15 protein-coding genes are annotated in these 17,549 nt (G+C 37.5%); 6 read left to right on the top strand and 9 right to left on the bottom strand.

The genetic code is table 11. The features are described 5' to 3' along the window. The first annotated feature begins 76 nt into the window (after positions 1–76). From AC4G3L_RS04135 to AC4G3L_RS04125, 3 genes are all read left to right on the top strand, one after another. Positions 77–556, top strand: a complete 480-nt coding sequence (locus tag AC4G3L_RS04135) for a GNAT family N-acetyltransferase (RefSeq protein WP_491075705.1) — start codon at positions 77–79, stop codon at positions 554–556. A gap of 568 nt (positions 557–1,124) precedes the next feature. Then, positions 1,125–3,845, top strand: a complete 2,721-nt coding sequence (locus tag AC4G3L_RS04130; RefSeq protein ID WP_491075704.1) for an ATP-binding protein — start codon at positions 1,125–1,127, stop codon at positions 3,843–3,845. Between the two features lie 98 nt (positions 3,846–3,943). Next, positions 3,944–4,213: a hypothetical protein gene (locus AC4G3L_RS04125; protein ID WP_491075703.1), complete on the top strand. Its 270-nt coding sequence runs from the start codon at positions 3,944–3,946 to the stop codon at positions 4,211–4,213. Between the two features lie 26 nt (positions 4,214–4,239). Here the strand turns inward: AC4G3L_RS04125 and AC4G3L_RS04120 are convergent, their stop codons facing one another. From AC4G3L_RS04120 to AC4G3L_RS04095, 6 genes are all read right to left on the bottom strand, one after another. Next, on the bottom strand, positions 4,240–4,869 hold the full coding sequence (locus AC4G3L_RS04120; RefSeq protein ID WP_491075702.1) for a nitroreductase family protein: 630 nt from the start codon (positions 4,867–4,869) through the stop codon (positions 4,240–4,242). Positions 4,870–5,074: 205 nt separating this feature from the next. Then, positions 5,075–6,097, bottom strand: a complete 1,023-nt coding sequence (locus tag AC4G3L_RS04115; RefSeq protein WP_491075701.1) for a DUF2804 domain-containing protein — start codon at positions 6,095–6,097, stop codon at positions 5,075–5,077. 134 nt (positions 6,098–6,231) lie between these two features. Further along, a complete protein-coding gene (locus tag AC4G3L_RS04110; RefSeq protein ID WP_491075700.1) occupies positions 6,232–7,455 on the bottom strand; it encodes a C40 family peptidase in 1,224 nt (407 codons plus the stop codon). 791 nt (positions 7,456–8,246) lie between these two features. Beyond that, entirely contained in the window at positions 8,247–10,166 is a 1,920-nt protein-coding gene (locus AC4G3L_RS04105; protein ID WP_491075699.1) for a PTS fructose transporter subunit IIABC, read from the bottom strand. Positions 10,167–10,178: 12 nt separating this feature from the next. After that, positions 10,179–11,090 (bottom strand): 1-phosphofructokinase, encoded by a 912-nt coding sequence (pfkB, locus tag AC4G3L_RS04100; protein WP_491075698.1) that lies wholly within the window; start codon positions 11,088–11,090, stop codon positions 10,179–10,181. Further along, entirely contained in the window at positions 11,087–11,839 is a 753-nt protein-coding gene (locus AC4G3L_RS04095; protein ID WP_491075697.1) for a DeoR/GlpR family DNA-binding transcription regulator, read from the bottom strand. Before AC4G3L_RS04095 ends, pfkB begins: the two co-directional genes overlap by 4 nt. A 338-nt stretch (positions 11,840–12,177) precedes the next feature. Between AC4G3L_RS04095 and AC4G3L_RS04090 the strand changes: the two genes are divergently transcribed. Then, positions 12,178–12,573, top strand: coding sequence for a thiol-disulfide oxidoreductase DCC family protein (locus tag AC4G3L_RS04090; RefSeq protein WP_491075696.1), 396 nt, complete (start codon positions 12,178–12,180; stop codon positions 12,571–12,573). Between the two features lie 65 nt (positions 12,574–12,638). On the opposite strand, the gene AC4G3L_RS04085 is transcribed toward AC4G3L_RS04090, so the two are convergent. Together AC4G3L_RS04085 and zwf are read right to left on the bottom strand one after the other, a co-directional pair. After that, a complete protein-coding gene (locus tag AC4G3L_RS04085) occupies positions 12,639–13,256 on the bottom strand; it encodes a cyclase family protein (RefSeq protein WP_491075695.1) in 618 nt (205 codons plus the stop codon). A gap of 33 nt (positions 13,257–13,289) precedes the next feature. Beyond that, positions 13,290–14,771: a glucose-6-phosphate dehydrogenase gene (gene zwf / locus AC4G3L_RS04080; protein ID WP_491075694.1), complete on the bottom strand. Its 1,482-nt coding sequence runs from the start codon at positions 14,769–14,771 to the stop codon at positions 13,290–13,292. 240 nt (positions 14,772–15,011) lie between these two features. Between zwf and rnz the strand changes: the two genes are divergently transcribed. Beyond that, the gene (gene rnz, locus AC4G3L_RS04075; protein ID WP_491075693.1) at positions 15,012–15,929 is read left to right on the top strand and encodes a ribonuclease Z; all 918 of its coding nucleotides are present in this window, start codon (positions 15,012–15,014) and stop codon (positions 15,927–15,929) included. A gap of 69 nt (positions 15,930–15,998) precedes the next feature. Here the strand turns inward: rnz and AC4G3L_RS04070 are convergent, their stop codons facing one another. Continuing rightward, on the bottom strand, positions 15,999–16,568 hold the full coding sequence (locus AC4G3L_RS04070) for a hypothetical protein (protein WP_491075692.1): 570 nt from the start codon (positions 16,566–16,568) through the stop codon (positions 15,999–16,001). 265 nt (positions 16,569–16,833) lie between these two features. On the opposite strand from AC4G3L_RS04070, the gene AC4G3L_RS04065 reads away from it, so the two are divergent. Continuing rightward, entirely contained in the window at positions 16,834–17,298 is a 465-nt protein-coding gene (locus tag AC4G3L_RS04065) for a GTP pyrophosphokinase (RefSeq protein ID WP_491075691.1), read from the top strand. Positions 17,299–17,549: the final 251 nt, after the last annotated feature.

Below are 17,549 nucleotides of genomic sequence, written 5' to 3'. Positions count from 1 at the left end.
TTGATATTTATTTATCAATTAAACAGATAAAGAGTAATATATGGTATAGATTGTTAAAAAGGGGATTGAACAACAGATGGTTATACGTGCATCTAGAATAGAGGATTACGAACAATTAATAGAACTGGAAAACTTAATTTGGGACTATACAAACACGCCGATGCCGATGGTTTGGGATTCAGTCGCCGATTATGCTGGACATTTTCCACCGGGAAGCCAATTTGTTTTGATTGAAAATGGAAAGCTGGCAGGCAATATGTCTGTTAAATATCCTACACCACTGGATTGTAATCGCCATGTCTGGGAAATTGCGATTGGTGTTCATCCTGACTTTCAGGGAAAAGGAATTGGGAGCAAATTACTGCAGTTTTTGGATGGTGAGGGTAGGAAGCATGGAATCCGAAAAATTTGTTTAAGAGTATTGTCCACGAATACCCCGGCTATTTCTTTTTATAAAAAGAATGGATATATAGAGCAAGGTGTATTAAAGGGAGAATTTTATCTGAATGGTCAGTATGTGGATGATATCTTAATGTATAAAAAATTGGTTGATTAAGAAGGGGAAGAGTGAGGTACTCTTTATCATAGATACATTCGAGCTTTCAAGCACCAGATTTCTATATTAAAAATGGGTTCTCCATTTTTGGTATGATTTTGAAATTTACCCTACTGGACATTATTAATATTTTCTAAAAAAGAGAATTGGAAATGCCCAGATTCAATAGGTATCAAAGTGATGGAATAATCGTATATTTATTAACTTACAGTGGATACAGTCAAATCCGCTGTTTTTATATGGGCTATATCAGAAAGGGGTCAATCAGCAGAATACTTCGAATAGAAATATGAATCATAATAACCCGTATAATATGCCACGATTTTATCACCTTCCTCAAACGTATTATCCATAACCCATGAGCGATTAACAATAGAGGTACAAATTCAAGATAACCATTTACTTTTCACCTAGGTTGGTGAGTTCTTTTCCTTTATATATGGCTTGATGATTGGCATTCAATCAGTCATACACGTTTCGGATGAACTGGGAAATAATACCGGTATGAATGGAAAACCGAGGGTATTAAAATAGTTAGGTTGAATATTAAGGGTAGAGGGTGAGGTTGTTGATTAGCAGTAAATTGGGTTTTGGAAGAAAATTCCAAATTGGAATAGTCCTAATTATGGTGATCATCATACTCGTTTCGGTACTTACCGTTCAGAGTTTAAATAGCTCGCGCGAGGAATTATTAGAAATTGTAGAAAATCGATATAAAAAAGTGAATTATACTTATGAAATAGAAAAGAACGTTATTTCATCAAAAATGTTAGTTGGAATGGTTATGAATGATTTATCAGGAGTAACATCAGCTACCATACAAGATAAACTTGCTGAAAATCATGTCAAGATTGAAGAACATTTTGCAAAAATCCATGGTATGACATTGAATAAGGAAGCTAGGGAAATATTAATGGATTGCGCAGCTCTATATCGAATATACAAAGAAAACGAACGAATAATCATAATGGAACTAATACAAGACACTGAGTATGTCAGTGACAATTGGATAAAAATGGAGGAATCAAGTTCTAAGCTTAGAGAGTCAATAGAAGAATTTATTAGCTATCAAGAGGAAAGGATGGAAGATGCATTTAACAGGGCAAATGAAAAGTACGATCAAATGTATCGAGTTGTTATCCTCTTAACGACGACTTCCTGTGGATCTATTGCGTTAATTGGCTACTGGGTTATTCGTTCAACGACAAAGGATTTAAAACAAATAACGAATGTATTGGAAGAGATTGATTTAAACGATCCTTCGACCATACACAGGCTTGAAGTAAAAACAAATGATGAAATAGGTTTGATTGCTGAAGCCTTTAACAATATGTCCATGTCTTTAGAAACCTACAGTAAAAATGAGAAAGCGTATTTGAACGATATCAAGATACAGAACTGGGTACTATCAAAAATTAATGAAGTAGCCAGCTTGACGCAAAGTACCTTAAATATAAATGAATTTGCAGAACGTCTTCAAAGTAAGTTGTCTCCATTAGTAGGTGCTTCCGTTGGAGCTTTCTATTTAAGACATCAGGATGATGATACTATTTTTTATCGTGCAGCATCCTATGGTGGCGGTGGAAAAGATCAATTTAAAGTAGGTGAGGGGATTATTGGGCAGGCGGTTGTTGATCAACAAATAGTCCTGTTAGAAGATATTCCAGAAAATTACCAACTACTTTCGACAGGTTTGGGTGACGTAACACCAAAATCGATTTTGATTGCCCCGATTATTTATGAAAATAACACGATTGGTGTCTTTGAATTCGCAAGTATAACAGGTTTTACAGATGTACAGTATCAAGCCATTAAGCAGGTAAATGAATCACTTGGGCTGGCCGTACACAGCGTTTTATCTAGAATGGAAATTGAATGCTTGCTAAATGAGTCAAAAGCAATGACAGAAGAATTGCAGGTTCAGACGGAAGAGCTGCATTCACAATCTGAAGAATTAATGACGATTAATGAACTTTTGAAAGAACGTGAGCAAGAAGCTTTGCAAAAGACGAAGGAACTTGAACACTCCAGGGAAGAATTAAGAATAAAAAATGAACAATTGCTGCAAAGTTCAAATTACAAATCTGAATTTCTTGCAAATATTAGCCATGAACTTCGTACGCCTTTAAATAGTATTTTAATTCTTTCAGAGCTGTTAATTGATATGGATAGTGATCATTTTTCAGAAGAGGAAAAAGAGTATATTGAATATATTTATTCAGCTGCGAACAGTTTAACATCCTTAATTAACGATATACTTGACCTGTCAAAAATCGAGGCTGGAAAGTTGGATATCAACTATAACAAAATGAACATTAGTGAAATAGTTGATGCCTTAAATATATTTTCACCCCAAGCTGAAAGAAAACAACTTGGTTTCATCATAGAAATAGATGAGGATTTGCCAACTTATTTTTACACGGATGTGCAAAAAGTCCAGCAAATCATTAAAAATTTACTATCAAATGCCATAAAGTTCACAGAACAAGGATCCGTGACTGTTAAGTTGGAAAACATAATCCATACATGTTATGAAAAAGACGGTCATGATACGATCCGACCTGATGAATGGATAAAAATTATTGTAAAAGATACTGGTATTGGAATCTCTAAAAAACAGCAACAAACTATTTTTGAAGCCTTTCAACAGGGGGACGGGGCTACAGTACAAAAATACGGCGGTACAGGATTAGGTTTATCAATCTGCAAAAAATTAACCGATTTGCTAAACGGCTATATATTTGTTGAAAGTGAAGTGGGGAAAGGTAGTATATTTACTGTTTATTTACCCAATCTACAGGCACAGGATAATAATCATGTGGTTGAAGTGTCTCCGTATAGTGAAACGATAAGACAAGTGGCTACAACCGTAGAACGAATCGAGACTGAAGAAACAAAAAATGTTGAAATGGATATACTACGAGGTAAAAAGGTGCTTATTACCGATGACGATCAGCGTAATATTTACACATTAAAAACAGCACTTGAAAAAAAGGGAATTGAAATTTTAGTAGCAAATAACGGAAATGAATGTCTGGAAATTGTGAAAGAGAATCGTCATATTGATATGATCCTGATGGATATTATGATGCCTGAACTGAATGGATACGAGACAATGAAACGCATACGTATGGATACGAAATTAAGCTCGCTTCCAATTATTGCTTTAACAGCGAAAGCAATGAAAGGTGATCGTGAAAAATGCCTGGCAGCTGGTGCATCGGATTATATCAGTAAACCAATTAACCTGGAGCAATTAATCTCTGTGATGAGAGTCTGGCTGACTTAAAAGGGAGAATTCCTGCCAATGTACCAGGTAAAAAAAGAGTATAGATCATGGGTAAAGCCGCTCAATTGACGTTCAATTGAGCGGCTTTTATATATCTGATGATAAAAAAGTATAGGGCCACTGATACTAAAAATGAGAAATTTCCTTTTGTAGTTTTTGAGTCACATCATGGATTGGTAAAGCAGCCGTTCGCTGCCATGATGACTAAACATCAGGAGTATTATTGGAAAGAGAAGAGTGATGACGAAATGAAAAAAGTCATAGATTTATTGATTGAAAATGCAACTGATCCATACCAGCTCGATCTATCGTCTCACTTGCTATATATAGGGAAGAAAAAACGAAAAAAGATAGAGCTGTCAACATAAACGGACAGCTCTACCAGTACTATTATTTAGATGAATGTAGCGATATCTTCTACAGGAAGGCGTACGGTTTTAAAGTATTGATCTCCCTGAGCCTTACCAATCGCAATTAGGACAATTGGCATGTATCTCTCATCCACATTGAAGTTTTTAGCAAAAGCAGCTTTATCAAAACCGCCCATTGTAATCGTATCAAGCCCGCGATTCTTTGCAATCAGCATCAATTGCATGGAGACCAGGCCAGCATCAAAGCTTGCAATATTTGCGCGTGTTTCTTTAGGAGCACCAGGATACACTCGTTTTACATCTTGTACGAGTCTTTGTTTGTTTTCCTCATCAACAAAACCTGCTTCAAACATCATGTCGTAAATTTTATCGACTTTTTTGTGCATTTCAGTATCTCCGAGTACTGCAATGACAGCAGAGGCATTTTCAGCAACCTTTGCATTGTTACCAAACAAACCCAGGTCTTTCTTTCTTTCCTCATCTTGAACGACGATGAAGTTCCAAGCCTGCATATTGCTGGATGATGGAGCTAAGGTAGCCTCTTCAAGGATGCTCCTTAGTTCTTCTTTGGACAATTTAAATGAAGAGTCATATTGCCTGATAGAATGACGTTCTTTTATAATGGTTGATAAATCTTTATGTAGATTTGACATATAAATTCCTCCGTAGATTCAACATTTTTAGTTATTATTGTATGTTAGCTTATTTTTAGTAAGTAATAAATAAATTGTAGAGTTATAGACTGAATTTGTCAAATAAATCATTATATTGGAATGGTGAATCTTATCTGATGTTCAATAAGGTTAAGGGATTTTTTCATTGATACCTACAGATAGATTTTTTAAAATGAATCCCAATTTACCATTTTGCTATATGTTCTTCAATACAGCCTGGCATTTGCTGAATCCTTAGTATGGTGTCATCTTGTAAGCATATTTCTCCATCATAGAAACCTACCATTTGATGTACTTCAGATTTAACTATAATCGCATCTGTTTTGGCGATACGTTCAAATAGGGGAGTGAAGGTAAGTCTCACACAATCAGTCGCCAAAGAGTGAATCTTCCAAGGCTGCATGAAATCATGTTTATTATAGTGAAACTTCATATCCTCACTGATTTTTGTCAAATGTCCATTTAATAATATGGCATTTTCATTTAAGCCTGTCCCATCTGTCCATTGTCCGCCGAAATTTAAACCAATTAGATCATTTCCTTGTTTGCCTGAAGCCATTCCCCAATTCCAGGTACAATTCCTTGGCCATACACCCCGACCGTAATCCAAGCTGGCATAACTTTCATCCGGCTTAAAGTGATAGGTTTTAGATCCAATTCTTAGGGTTCCTTGAGAAGGGAGACAATGCATCTTGGTTGTTAATTGATATGTTTGATTACTCCAAGGAATGACAACACTCAACGAATCCGTCTCAGGATAGCTGATTTCAAGATTTGCTTGCAACGGTTTTTGATCAAAATTTGGAATCTCCACGTACAGTTTGAACCGATTATGATCCCATAAGATATCGATGTTCATTTGTTTGGAGGAGATTCTTGTACTGGCCAGGACATCATCCGGGAGTGTTTTGTTACTCTTAAAAGGAAACAAGGCTGTTTTCTCGTAAAATGATTTGGTATGTAAGTCCAGATAATAAACAAAGCAAACCATCGCATAATCTAAATGACTGATTGTAACGGAAAAAAGAACATCTTTATTCGTTATACACCAATAATTCCATTTCTTTTTCCGAAGAAAGTGTCCGCTGACATTACCGCTGATAAGAGGCTTTCTTGACCAGCCTATGCTTTCTGCTTTTAAATGGCCTTTCTCATCGCATAGAGCAACGGGATCTGTTATTTCTCTTTCATGATATGTATGATTCATTCTGAACAAACAACCTTTCCAATAGATTTAATAGTTGAAAGTTATGATATTTATCATTAATGTACCATTCGAGGGCAGGGACGTCTATTGGAGAAAAAAACAGTGAGCGGATGTTTATACCGCTCACTGAATAGTTAATTCGCATATAATCGCTTATAGCTGTCAAAGTGTTTTTTATAATAGCTGTTATTTGTACTTGTGATGCGTACACCACTATTATCTGCATGAATAAATTCATTATTACCCAGATAGATGCCTAAATGGGAGATTCCTTGCTTGTATGTACCGGAGAAGAAGATAATATCCCCAGGCTGAGGTGAACTCACAAAATAGGAACGGTTATAGAATCCTTCAGCTGTGTATCTTGGCATAGAGTGTCCTGCTTTATTAAAGACATAATAAAGAAAGCCGCTGCAATCGAAACCAGCGGGAGTCGTTCCTCCCCATACATATTTTGTACCGATGAAACTTTTACTGATTGAAATCAGTTTAGATGTAAAAGCCGGATTGCCTATCGTTTCCTGAGCAGAAGAAGATCCGCTTGAAGGAGTAGAAACAGAAGGTAAATCACTTGACGATTTTGAGATTTTTAACTTTTGTCCCACATAAATCACGTCAGATTTCAAACCATTTATTGATTTTATTTGAGAAACGGTCATGGAATAACTTTTGGCAATTTTACTTAGTGTATCTCCCGACTTAACTGTATAGGTTGTTGATGAAGTTGTGCTGCCGGAAGAGCTTGAACTGCTTGATCCAGAAGCAGTTGAAGGTTTTGAAACCTTTAATACTTGGGCTGGATAAATAATTGTACTGGATAGATTGTTCCAGCTCATAAGTTGATTGACAGTAATAGAATAGTTGCTGGCAATTTTACTTAAGGTATCGCCTGATTTCACAGTATAGGTCTTGTTGGCAGAAGAACTCCCAGTTACTGGTGAAGATCCAGATGTATCAGCAGATACTTTGATTACTTGTCCCGGATAAATAAGATCGTTCTTTAAGCTGTTCCAGCTTTTCAATTTACTAACGGTTGTAGAGTATTTGGCAGCTATAGCTGATAGTGTATCGCCTGATTTAATGGTGTATGTATTAGCATTGCTTGTACTCCCAGAATTGCTGGATGAAGATGAATCATGCTTCGTTACTTTGATGACTTGTTTAGGATAGATAATATCCGATGACAAATTATTTAAGTTTTTTAAGTTTGATACTGTTGTTTTAAATTTTGAGGCAATAAAAGAAAGTGTATCTCCCTTTTTAACTGTATAAGTCGTCGAAGCTGCTGATGCTTCTTGGGCAAAAGCAGACGACATTATAGCAGCAGCCGTGAAGGTTACAACTTTTAAATGCTTCATTTAAATCAACTCCTTTAGTGTTATTTTATACTAATCTATAATACCCATATTATATTAACATAGTAAAAATTCTGATTAAAGTTATATGTATTAAGTCATTGAATAATAGAATAATGGGTGAAGAGTAGAGAGGATGGTAAATCTTCATATGGATATAAAATTTTGTGGGATAATTAAGAGTGAGAGAAGGTGAAATTTTACATATCCGTCATCATGAGCTGAAAATTTAACAAAATATAAAAAAGGATACTGAAAAAACACTGTAAGTTGAGATGAAGCGATAGAGTGGATCTCAAAAGGAAATAAGTTCACATGCACTTGTAGTAAACGTATGTATTGCAACGAATGAAATAATTAAAGAGAGGATGATTCTATTATTTGATTGGAGGCTTATTGAACGAGAATCTGAACATAAAACTGAGTTTGGTCAGCAAAATTGCTAAAATGCTCTCGGTTGATCCTTTACAACTAAGCTTCTAGTTGATTTTGCGGTTTATTATTATTTTATTTCGCAAACAAAGGGATATGGTTTTGAATAATAAGAGAAAGAAAACAAGGGGCTATCAATAGCGACAAAATTATAAAGAAGTAAACTATCAGTTGGCCTAGATCCAAATTAGAGTATGGCCTTTTTGAGTTAAATTTCTTATGCAAGTATAGGGGCAGGGCAGCATTCATGTATGAAGCGAAAAGAGGAGGATACTTTTGTCATTAAAAAGACCCTGTGCAGTAGACTCTTTTCAAGTGTCTGCTGCATAGGGTACAGTTTAGTTCAAGATCATTCTTCTTTATTACGCAACATCTTTAATGTTGGAATTCTTTTTCCAGAAACCTAATAGAACAGCTGTGACAAGTGAACCAATTAGTATGGCTAACAGGTACATCAAAGGATTTTCTATTAATCCGACAACGAAAATACCGCCGTGTGGGGCAGGAGTCGAACAGCCAAATGCTGCAGATAAGGCTCCAGCTGTGGCAGCGCCGATTATAGAACTGACAATTACTCGAATTGGATCGGCTGCTGCAAATGGAATCGCACCTTCTGTAATGAAGGAAGCGCCCATGATATAGTTTGTAAGACCAGACTTACGTTCCGAGTCCGTGTATTTATGTTTAAAGAACGTAGTGGATAGTGCGATACCAAGCGGTGGTACCATTCCTCCAGCCATAACAGCCGCATGAGGAACACCGTTGCCGGCAGCAATCGCCGCAATACCAAACGTGAAAGCAGCCTTATTGATAGGACCTCCCATATCGACAGCCATCATACCGCCGACGATTAAACCTAGGAACACCGCATTCGTACCGCTTAAGTTCTCAAGCCAGTTAGTCAACCCTTTATTCATGGCCACAACCGGGTCATTAATGATGAATATCATAATGAGACCGGTGATTAATAGACCAAATAATGGATATAACAATACTGGTTTTATACCCTCCAAAGAAGCAGGCAACCAGTTGAAGGCTTTTTTAACACCAAGAGTTACATATCCTGCAAGGAAACCGGCAATTAATCCACCAAGGAATCCTGCACCTGCAGAAGCAGCTAACAATCCTCCGACCATACCAGGCATGAAACCAGGACGGTCAGCAATGGAGCTGGCAATGAAACCGGCTAGTACCGGTACCAATAGGAAGAAAGCTCCCTTGTCTCCGCCACCGATCGTATTGAGTGCTGCAGCAAATGGATTGTAATCAGGTGATGCTGTATCAGTAGGGTTAATTCCGCCAAACAAGAAGGAAAGGGCAATTAAAAGACCGCCGCCGACAACGAATGGAAGCATATTGCTTACACCGCTCATGAGATGTTTGTATATTTGGGTGCCAATTCCTTTTTTCTCCTGTGTTCCGCTTTCTTGATTAGCGGAACCGCCTTTTGCTTCATAAATAGGAGCATCCTGTTTTAAGGCACGGTTAATTAATTCTTCCGGTTTCCGGATACCTTGTGCAACAGGAACTTGAATCACATGCTTGCCATTAAAACGGTTCATTTCAACGTTTTTGTCTGCAGCAACAATGATTGCACTCGCTTTTTGAATATCTTCATCAGTAAGAGGATTTTTAATCCCTGTGGAACCATTTGTTTCGACTTTAATATTAACGTTCATTTCTTTCGCTTTTGCTTTTAATGCATCGGCAGCCATATATGTATGTGCGATTCCTGTAGGGCATGCCGTAACGGCTAATACATAACCTTCATTTTTAGCTTCTTCAGCATCCGGGGCAGGTTGATCGTTAGAATCCTCATTTTCAAGTTCTCTCTGTTTAGCATCAATAATGGAAAGAATTTGATCCTTAGAATTTGCTTGTAAAATGGCTTTGCGGAAATCGTCATACATTAACATGGAAGAAAGCCGTGATAATGTTTCAAGATGGGTATCATTTGCCCCGGATGGTGCAGCAATCATAAAGAACAGGTGGGCCGGCTGGCTATCCAAAGATTCATAATCAACTCCGTCAATAGAACGTCCGAAACATAATGCCGCATCCTTAACAGCTTCTGATTTAGCATGAGGAATCGCAATTCCCTCGCCAATTCCGGTTGTACTTTGCTCTTCACGTTTCAGGATGGCTTCTTTATAACCTGCAGGGTCTTTTAATTTTCCTGCTTGATCCAGTTGGTTAACAAGTTCATTAATAACGCCTTGTTTGCTAGTAGATGAAAGGTTCAGGATCATCGTATCTTTCTTTAACAAATCAGTGATTTTCATGATTTCACTCCCTTAATATTTTTGAATGTTTACTTGCGGGAGAAGCGCATCGATATCCTCTTTTTCAGCAAGGTCGTAGTTGAATGCCGTTGCACTTCCGGAGGCAACTCCATATTGAAAAGCTCTTTGCATATCCTTCGTTTGGTCCCACATCCCGATAAATCCAGCTACCAATGAATCCCCAGCACCAGTGGAATTCTTCACATTACCTTTTGGAATAGTAGCTGTATAGACACCTTCGCGATTAATAAGGATAGCTCCTTCGCCTGCCATAGAAACAATCACATTTTGAGCACCTTGCTCGACTAGCATAGATCCGTAATGGATAGCATCCTCTATCGTTTCTACTTTTGTATCAAATAGTTCCCCAAGTTCATGATGATTTGGTTTCACAAGAAAAGGGCGTTCTTTTACAACGTCCAGTAAGGTTTTTCCGCTGGCATCTACGACAACCTGTATTCCTTTTGCTGCATATTCTTTTGTTAGTTCCATATACAAATCAGATGAAAGGGAAGGGGGAATACTGCCTGATAAAACGAGAATATCATCGGCAGTCATTTTTGAAAGCTTATGATGAAGTTCTTCCATTTTTTCAGCGCTTATATGTGGACCCAATCCATTAATTTCAGTTTCTTCTCCGGTTTTTAACTTAATGTTGATTCGGGAATCCTCTTCCACCGGTATAAAATCTTCAGGTACGTTCTCTTTTCTTAAAGCATCGAGAATGAATCCTCCAGGAAATCCACCGCTAAAACCAAGAGCGGTTGTTCTTGAACCGATCCGTTTGAGGATACGTGAAACATTTATCCCTTTCCCGCCTGGATATTTGGCTTCTTTATTCATCCTGTTTAAACCGCCAAGTTCAAAATGCTCGACTTCTACAATGAAATCTACTGATGGATTCAATGTCACGGTGTAGATCATGGTTTCACTACCTTTATTGTTGTATTCTTTTTATATTTTGCCAATTTGTCCGAATCTATCCCATCCGTTATGATGGAGGCTTGATTTAATTCTGTCACTCTGGCAAAGGAAGTCTCATCAAATTTGCTGAAATCAGCTAGAACAAAAGCTTCTTTTGATAAATCAATAGCTGATCTTTTTAAGATAGCTTCCTCCGGGTCGGGAGTACTGAACCCCCAATCAGGGTGAATGCCGTTGATCCCCAGAAAACATTTATCAAATCTATAATTGGTTATATTGTTGATTGCCTGGCTCCCAATTAATGCATTTGTCGCCTTTTTGATTCGACCACCGATTAAATAGGTAATAATGTTGCTATCCTGAAGAGCGGTTGCTTGCAAAATTCCATTTGTTACAACCGTAATGGGTTTGTTTTGAATGAATGGGATCATAGCAAGGGTTGTCGTCCCAGCATCGAGATAAATACAATCACCATCGTCAATTAGAGTCGCTGCCAGCTTGGCTATCGCTTCTTTTTCCTTAAGTCTGGAAGTTGATTTCTCCAAAATGGTTGGTTCAATACTGCAATTTTTCACAAGTTCTGCTCCGCCATGCACTCTTTTTAAAATAGACATATCTTCGAGTTGGCTTAAATCACGTCGTATCGTAGATTCGGAAGTATGTAGTTCTTTGACGAGTTCCTGAATTTTAATAAATCCATTTTGGTTAATTTTCTCGATGATATATTGCTGTCTTTCGGGTGTCAGCAATTCACCACCTCCCTACCGTTAAATATAATTTGTTTGTTTTTAGAAATCAATCAATATCAATCAAATCCAATCAAAATATTTCATAATGTTATCAAAATCTATCATGGATTGTATTTAATGGAGCAATTAGAGTAATTAGTTGAATACAACATACGGATTGAATGTATGTCATAGAGACGGGTATTTGTTTAATCAATAGGGAAGAAGGGTTGTATTAAAAATTAATAAATAAAATGATGGGTTTAGTATAATCAGTTAGAAGGTAAAAGATTTACTTATTTCAAATTTAAAGAGAAATTTCTATTTTATAAATAAAAAGTAGGTGAAAGGAGAGTAGTATGAAGAAAATTGTATTGTTTGACGGGGAATGCAATTTTTGTGATGCCAGTGTTCAATTCATCATTAAAAGAGATCCAAAAGGTATCTTTTCATTTGCAGCTCTGCAGAGTGACGTAGGTCAGCAATTGGTAAAGGAATATCATGTTCCTGAAAAGATTGATAGTTTAGTTTTAATTGATGCAGAACATCACACATTCTATATCAAGTCTTCAGCAGCCTTACATATATGTAAAAACCTATCCGGTTTGTGGAAAACTTTTTATATATTTAAAGGTGTACCGAGATCGATAAGGGATCAGGTTTATGATTTCATTGCGAGAAACAGAATTAAATGGTTTGGGAAGAAAGATCAATGTGCATTGCCTTCACTGGAAATCAGGAAAAGGTTTTTGTAGAAGGCATGCTTAAATCTAAAAGAAAAAATCCACTTTCATGGCGAAAGTGGATTTTATTTGTTTACTTATAGAATACCTTCTAACAATAATACGCGAGATGGAGCAGCATCAATTCCTACCAATTTAAGCGGTGCTGCGACCATGAAGTATTCACCAGCAGGTACATCTTTTAAGCGTAAACCTTCAATAACGATCACATCATTTGAAAAGAGGGTTCGGTGCGTAGGATGTCCGGGTTGGGCACGTTCCACACCAAGTCCATCAATGCCAACGCCATTAATGCCAATTTCAGAAACATACTTTGCACCAGATTCACCTAAAGCAATAAATTCAAAATTAAATTCTTCATCGAAGGAGTTTTTTGTTTTTAAAAGAATGAAGTCACCTTTTTCAATTGGCAGAGACTCAAGATCTTCTTTTTCAATTAGTCCTGTTACATGAGTTAAATCAAGTACTTTACACTTACCAACCAGACGCTCTAGTCCAATTGTTTCAATTGTAGCACCCTCATTTATCATATGGAGCGGAGCATCTGTATGTGTTCCCACATGGGCATCAAGGGTAATGCGGGATTCAGTGACATGTCCGTTTGTGATTGTATTAAAGACCGGTTGTTTGTCCTCAATATTTTTATAAACAGGCATTCCAGTGTAAATAGGCATAGATACATCAAAGATTTTCATCGGAACAATCTCTCCTTCTCACTTTATTTATCTTTACTCGTCTTCTTCAATAGCCCACCAATGGAATCCATCTTTTGCTAACAGTTCATCAGCACTTTCAGGACCCATTGAACCGGATGAATAATTAGGGAAACATCCAGCAGGCTTATTTTCCCATTCGTTAGAAATTACATCTGTAAACTTCCAGGACAAGGCCACTTCATCCCAATGAGAGAAGTTAGTCGCATCTCCGCGCATAGCATCGAAAAGCAGGCGTTCATATGCTTCCGGCGTATTGAAACGGTCATATTTTGAAGTCCTGAAACTTAATTTAACTGGTGTTTTTCCACCTTTTTTAGCATTAAGATGCAGAGTGATTCCTTCTTCAGGCTGGATGTTAATAACCAGTAAATTAGGGTTTAGTTGTTCTTCTGTACGATAGAACAAATTCATCGGCACATCCTTAAATTGAACAACAATTTGTGTTGATTTTGCCGCAAGCCGCTTACCGGTACGGATATAAAATGGGACGCCAGCCCATCTGAAATTATCAAACATCATTTTACCAGCCACATATGTTTCTGTATTGGACTCTCCGTCAACCATATTTTCAGAACGGTATGCAGGCAGGTGTTTGCCGTCGACTTGACCTTCTCCGTATTGACCGCGGACAAAATAGTTATTTACTTCATCTTCTTTAATAGGACGAAGAGCGCGTAGAACCTTTACTTTCTCACTGCGAATCTCCTCCGTCGTTAATTTTATTGGAGGCTCCATCGCTAATAAAGAAACAATCTGCATAATATGGTTTTGTACCATATCTCTAAGTGCACCGCTGTTCTCATAATATCTTCCTCTGTCTTCTACTCCAAGTGTCTCTGTAGAGGTGATTTGGACATTGGCTATGTAGTGATTATTCCATAGTGGTTCAAAGAAGGCATTTGCAAAGCGAATCACTTCGATATTCTGAACCATTTCTTTGCCTAAATAATGATCTATACGGTAAATTTCATCTTCAGAGAAGGAACAACGAAGCTGATTATTAAGTTCTTCAGCTGATTTATAATCATGGCCAAATGGCTTTTCAATCACTAAGCGTTTATATCCGGCTGTGTTGGTTAAACCATCTTCTTTTAATCTTGTGGCGATTGTTCCAAAATACTCTGGCGCCATCGCAAGGTAAAAGAGACGATTTCCATTCAGCTGATATTCTTCATCTAATTTGTCTGCTAGAATGCGCAGTTCATCATAGGATATACTGGTTTGGCTAACATCAAGTGCTTGATAATAGAAATGGCCTGCAAATTCAAGCTTTTCTGATTCGGTGCCATGCTCACTGGAAATCGCTTCATGAATATGTTGTTTGAGACGGTCTGTCGTCCATTCCCGTCTACCTATACCAATACAGGCAAAGTTTGATGATAGTCTGCCTTTTGTGTATAGACGATATATGGAAGGGAAAAGTTTCCGTTGTGCTAAATCTCCAGTAGCCCCAAATATCATTATTAATCCTGATTGCTTGTCAATAGTGGGCATGTCAGAACCTCTCCTTATGTCTTTTCTCGGTAAATACGATATTCTATTTTATCTCGTATTGAACTGTTTATCAATGTTATGAATCAATATTTGATTCATAACTTAGTTTACAGGTAACGATGAAGAAAATACAATATTTTGCCGAACGATAAAAAATAGAAAGTATGAATTTCTCAATTGCTGAAAAAAGAAGAAGAGTGCTGTAAAATAGATGTATCCAAATAGGTTGGAGGAATTAGATTGGAATTAATATTTTTAGGAACAGGAGCCGGCATACCGGCTAAACAGCGGAACGTATCTTCACTTGTTTTGCAGATGAATGAAGAGAGAGGGTCCAGCTGGATGTTTGATTGCGGTGAAGCGACTCAGCATCAAATATTGCGTACACCTGTGAAAACGAGAAAAATCGAAAAAATCTTTATCACTCATTTACATGGGGATCATATATATGGGCTTCCCGGATTACTTGGCAGCCGTTCATTCCAGGGGGGAGTGGAGCCGCTGACGATTTATGGACCGGTGGGAATAAAGGAGTATGTTGAAACTTCCTTGCGTTTAAGTCAAACTCATCTGAAGTATAAACTTTCTTTTTTTGAAATCCAGGAAGATGGCCTTATATTTGAAGACGAAACATTTAGGGTAGAGGCATTGCCCTTAGACCATGCTATTTTAAGTTACGGATACCGAATCATCGAGAAGGATAAACCAGGTGAATTAAGGGCGGATCTACTGAAAGAAGCAGGGATACCACCAGGGCCCATATACAGCAAACTCAAAAAAGGTGAGACTGTACAATTGGAAGATGGTCGGATGATTAACGGAAAGGAATACATAGGCTCACCTAAAGCAGGCCGCATAGTCGCGATATTAGGAGACACACGCCCGTGTGGAAATGCAGTGAACCTGGCATTGCAGGCAGACTGTATGGTTCATGAAGCCACTTTTAAACAAGGGCAGGAAGAGATGGCTATTGACTATTTTCATTCCACTACCGTTCAGGCTGCAGAATGTGCCGTAAAAGCGGATGCCAAACGTCTAATCCTCACCCACATCAGTTCCAGATTCACGATGGATGATGAGATTGAACTGCTTAATGAGGCAAAAGCTGTTTTTCAAAGTACGGAATTAGCCAAAGACTTTTCGGTCTTTAAGCTCTAATAAATTTATACTAAAAGTAAAGATAGCAGGGGTCCTGCTATCTTTTTTATCAGGTTATTTTCGTTTTAATCAAAAAGTTTGCTCATCATTTACAACGTCTTCATTGAGGGCATCATATAGGATAACGCCATTTTCTGCCATGAGAATATAATTCTTTGGGTTTGCTGGGTTGAGCAGGAACACACTATATTCTCCTCCCAGTTCACCACTGACCTTAGCCAATGAATCGGCAAGTGCATTCCAATTGTCCTTTGGCAAATCCCCGGAGAGAATCTTTGTCATTTCTACGGCAAAGTTTGGGTCAGTCGGCAGGATTGTGAAGGCCTTCAGTTTTTCATTGTACTCCACTGTAGCAATACCTGTGTAAGCTTCCTGAAGGATTGACAGAGCAACTTGTGGGTCAATGGACTTCTCTGCCGATGGTGGGGTAGCAGGAGCCTCCTCTTTAGGCTCTTCTATGGCAGGAGCCTCTTCCTTAGGTTCTTCTACTGCAGGTGGAGCCTCCTCTTTAGGCTGTTCTACTGCAGGAACTTCTTCCTTTGCTTCAACCTTTGGCTCTTCCTTCGGTTGAACGGCATCTTCCTTACCACAAGCAACCAATAGACCAGCAAGACCGGCAACAAGAATCAATTTTTTCAATCTACATTCCTCCTTCTGAAATTACGTTATTCAGAGAGAGGCTGTTTGGCGATTTACATTCAACTTTTTTCCAGTGCTTATTCCAAATTCAAGAACAAATAAAAACATAAGAGTATATTTATATGCGGAAACATACTATATGTACCTAATTAATTAATCCGTGTGAGTGACTCATTTCATTTTTCATTCGAATGAATTTATAATTTTAATATAGTTATTAAATAATACAAAGATTAAAAAAAGATTGAGAGAGGTGATCAATTTGTTGGAAAAATTATTAGAAGTAGCCATAAACTTAGCGGAAAAATATCATAATGGTCAATTTGATAAAGGAGGAAACCCCTATATTAATCATCCATTGGCTGTAATGAATAGGTTAAATACGTTAGAAGAGAAAATAGTCGGGATCTTGCACGATATTGTTGAAGATACAGAAGTTGCACTGGAAGATTTAAGGGATTATGGTTTTCCGGAAAAAATTATATCTGGGGTGAATTCAGTGACAAAAAGGGAAGGGGAATCGAGAGCAGCATTCATATACCGCGTCAAACTAAATGAGCTTGGTCGCTCAGTTAAAATCGCAGATCTAATAGAGAATAGTGATTTATCTAGAATAACTAACCCGCAGGAAAAAGATTATAAACGTGTAGATATGTATCAACGAGAAATTAGAATTTTAACGGAAGATAATTGGATCTATAAAGATGGTGTATGGAATAAAGAGAATTGACTTGAGAACGGAAGGAAAAGGAGAATGGAAATTTAAAGACTTCGATATTCCGTTTTTTATAGATGTGCCACATGTTAGATTGGCAATCTATAAAAATAACTCATGAACCATACCAGGACTAACTAGTTTGTTTTAAGCCTCGTGAAAAAGTAAGAAAACAAAAAGAAAGACCGCTTTCACTAAGAAAAAGAGTAATCACCCATATTCTATGAAAGACGGTCTTTTTATACAAGAAAATGTCCAGGCTAAAG

The organism is Bacillus sp. z33 (assembly GCF_058313615.1).
This window is presented reverse-complemented; position numbering and strand designations above follow the sequence as displayed.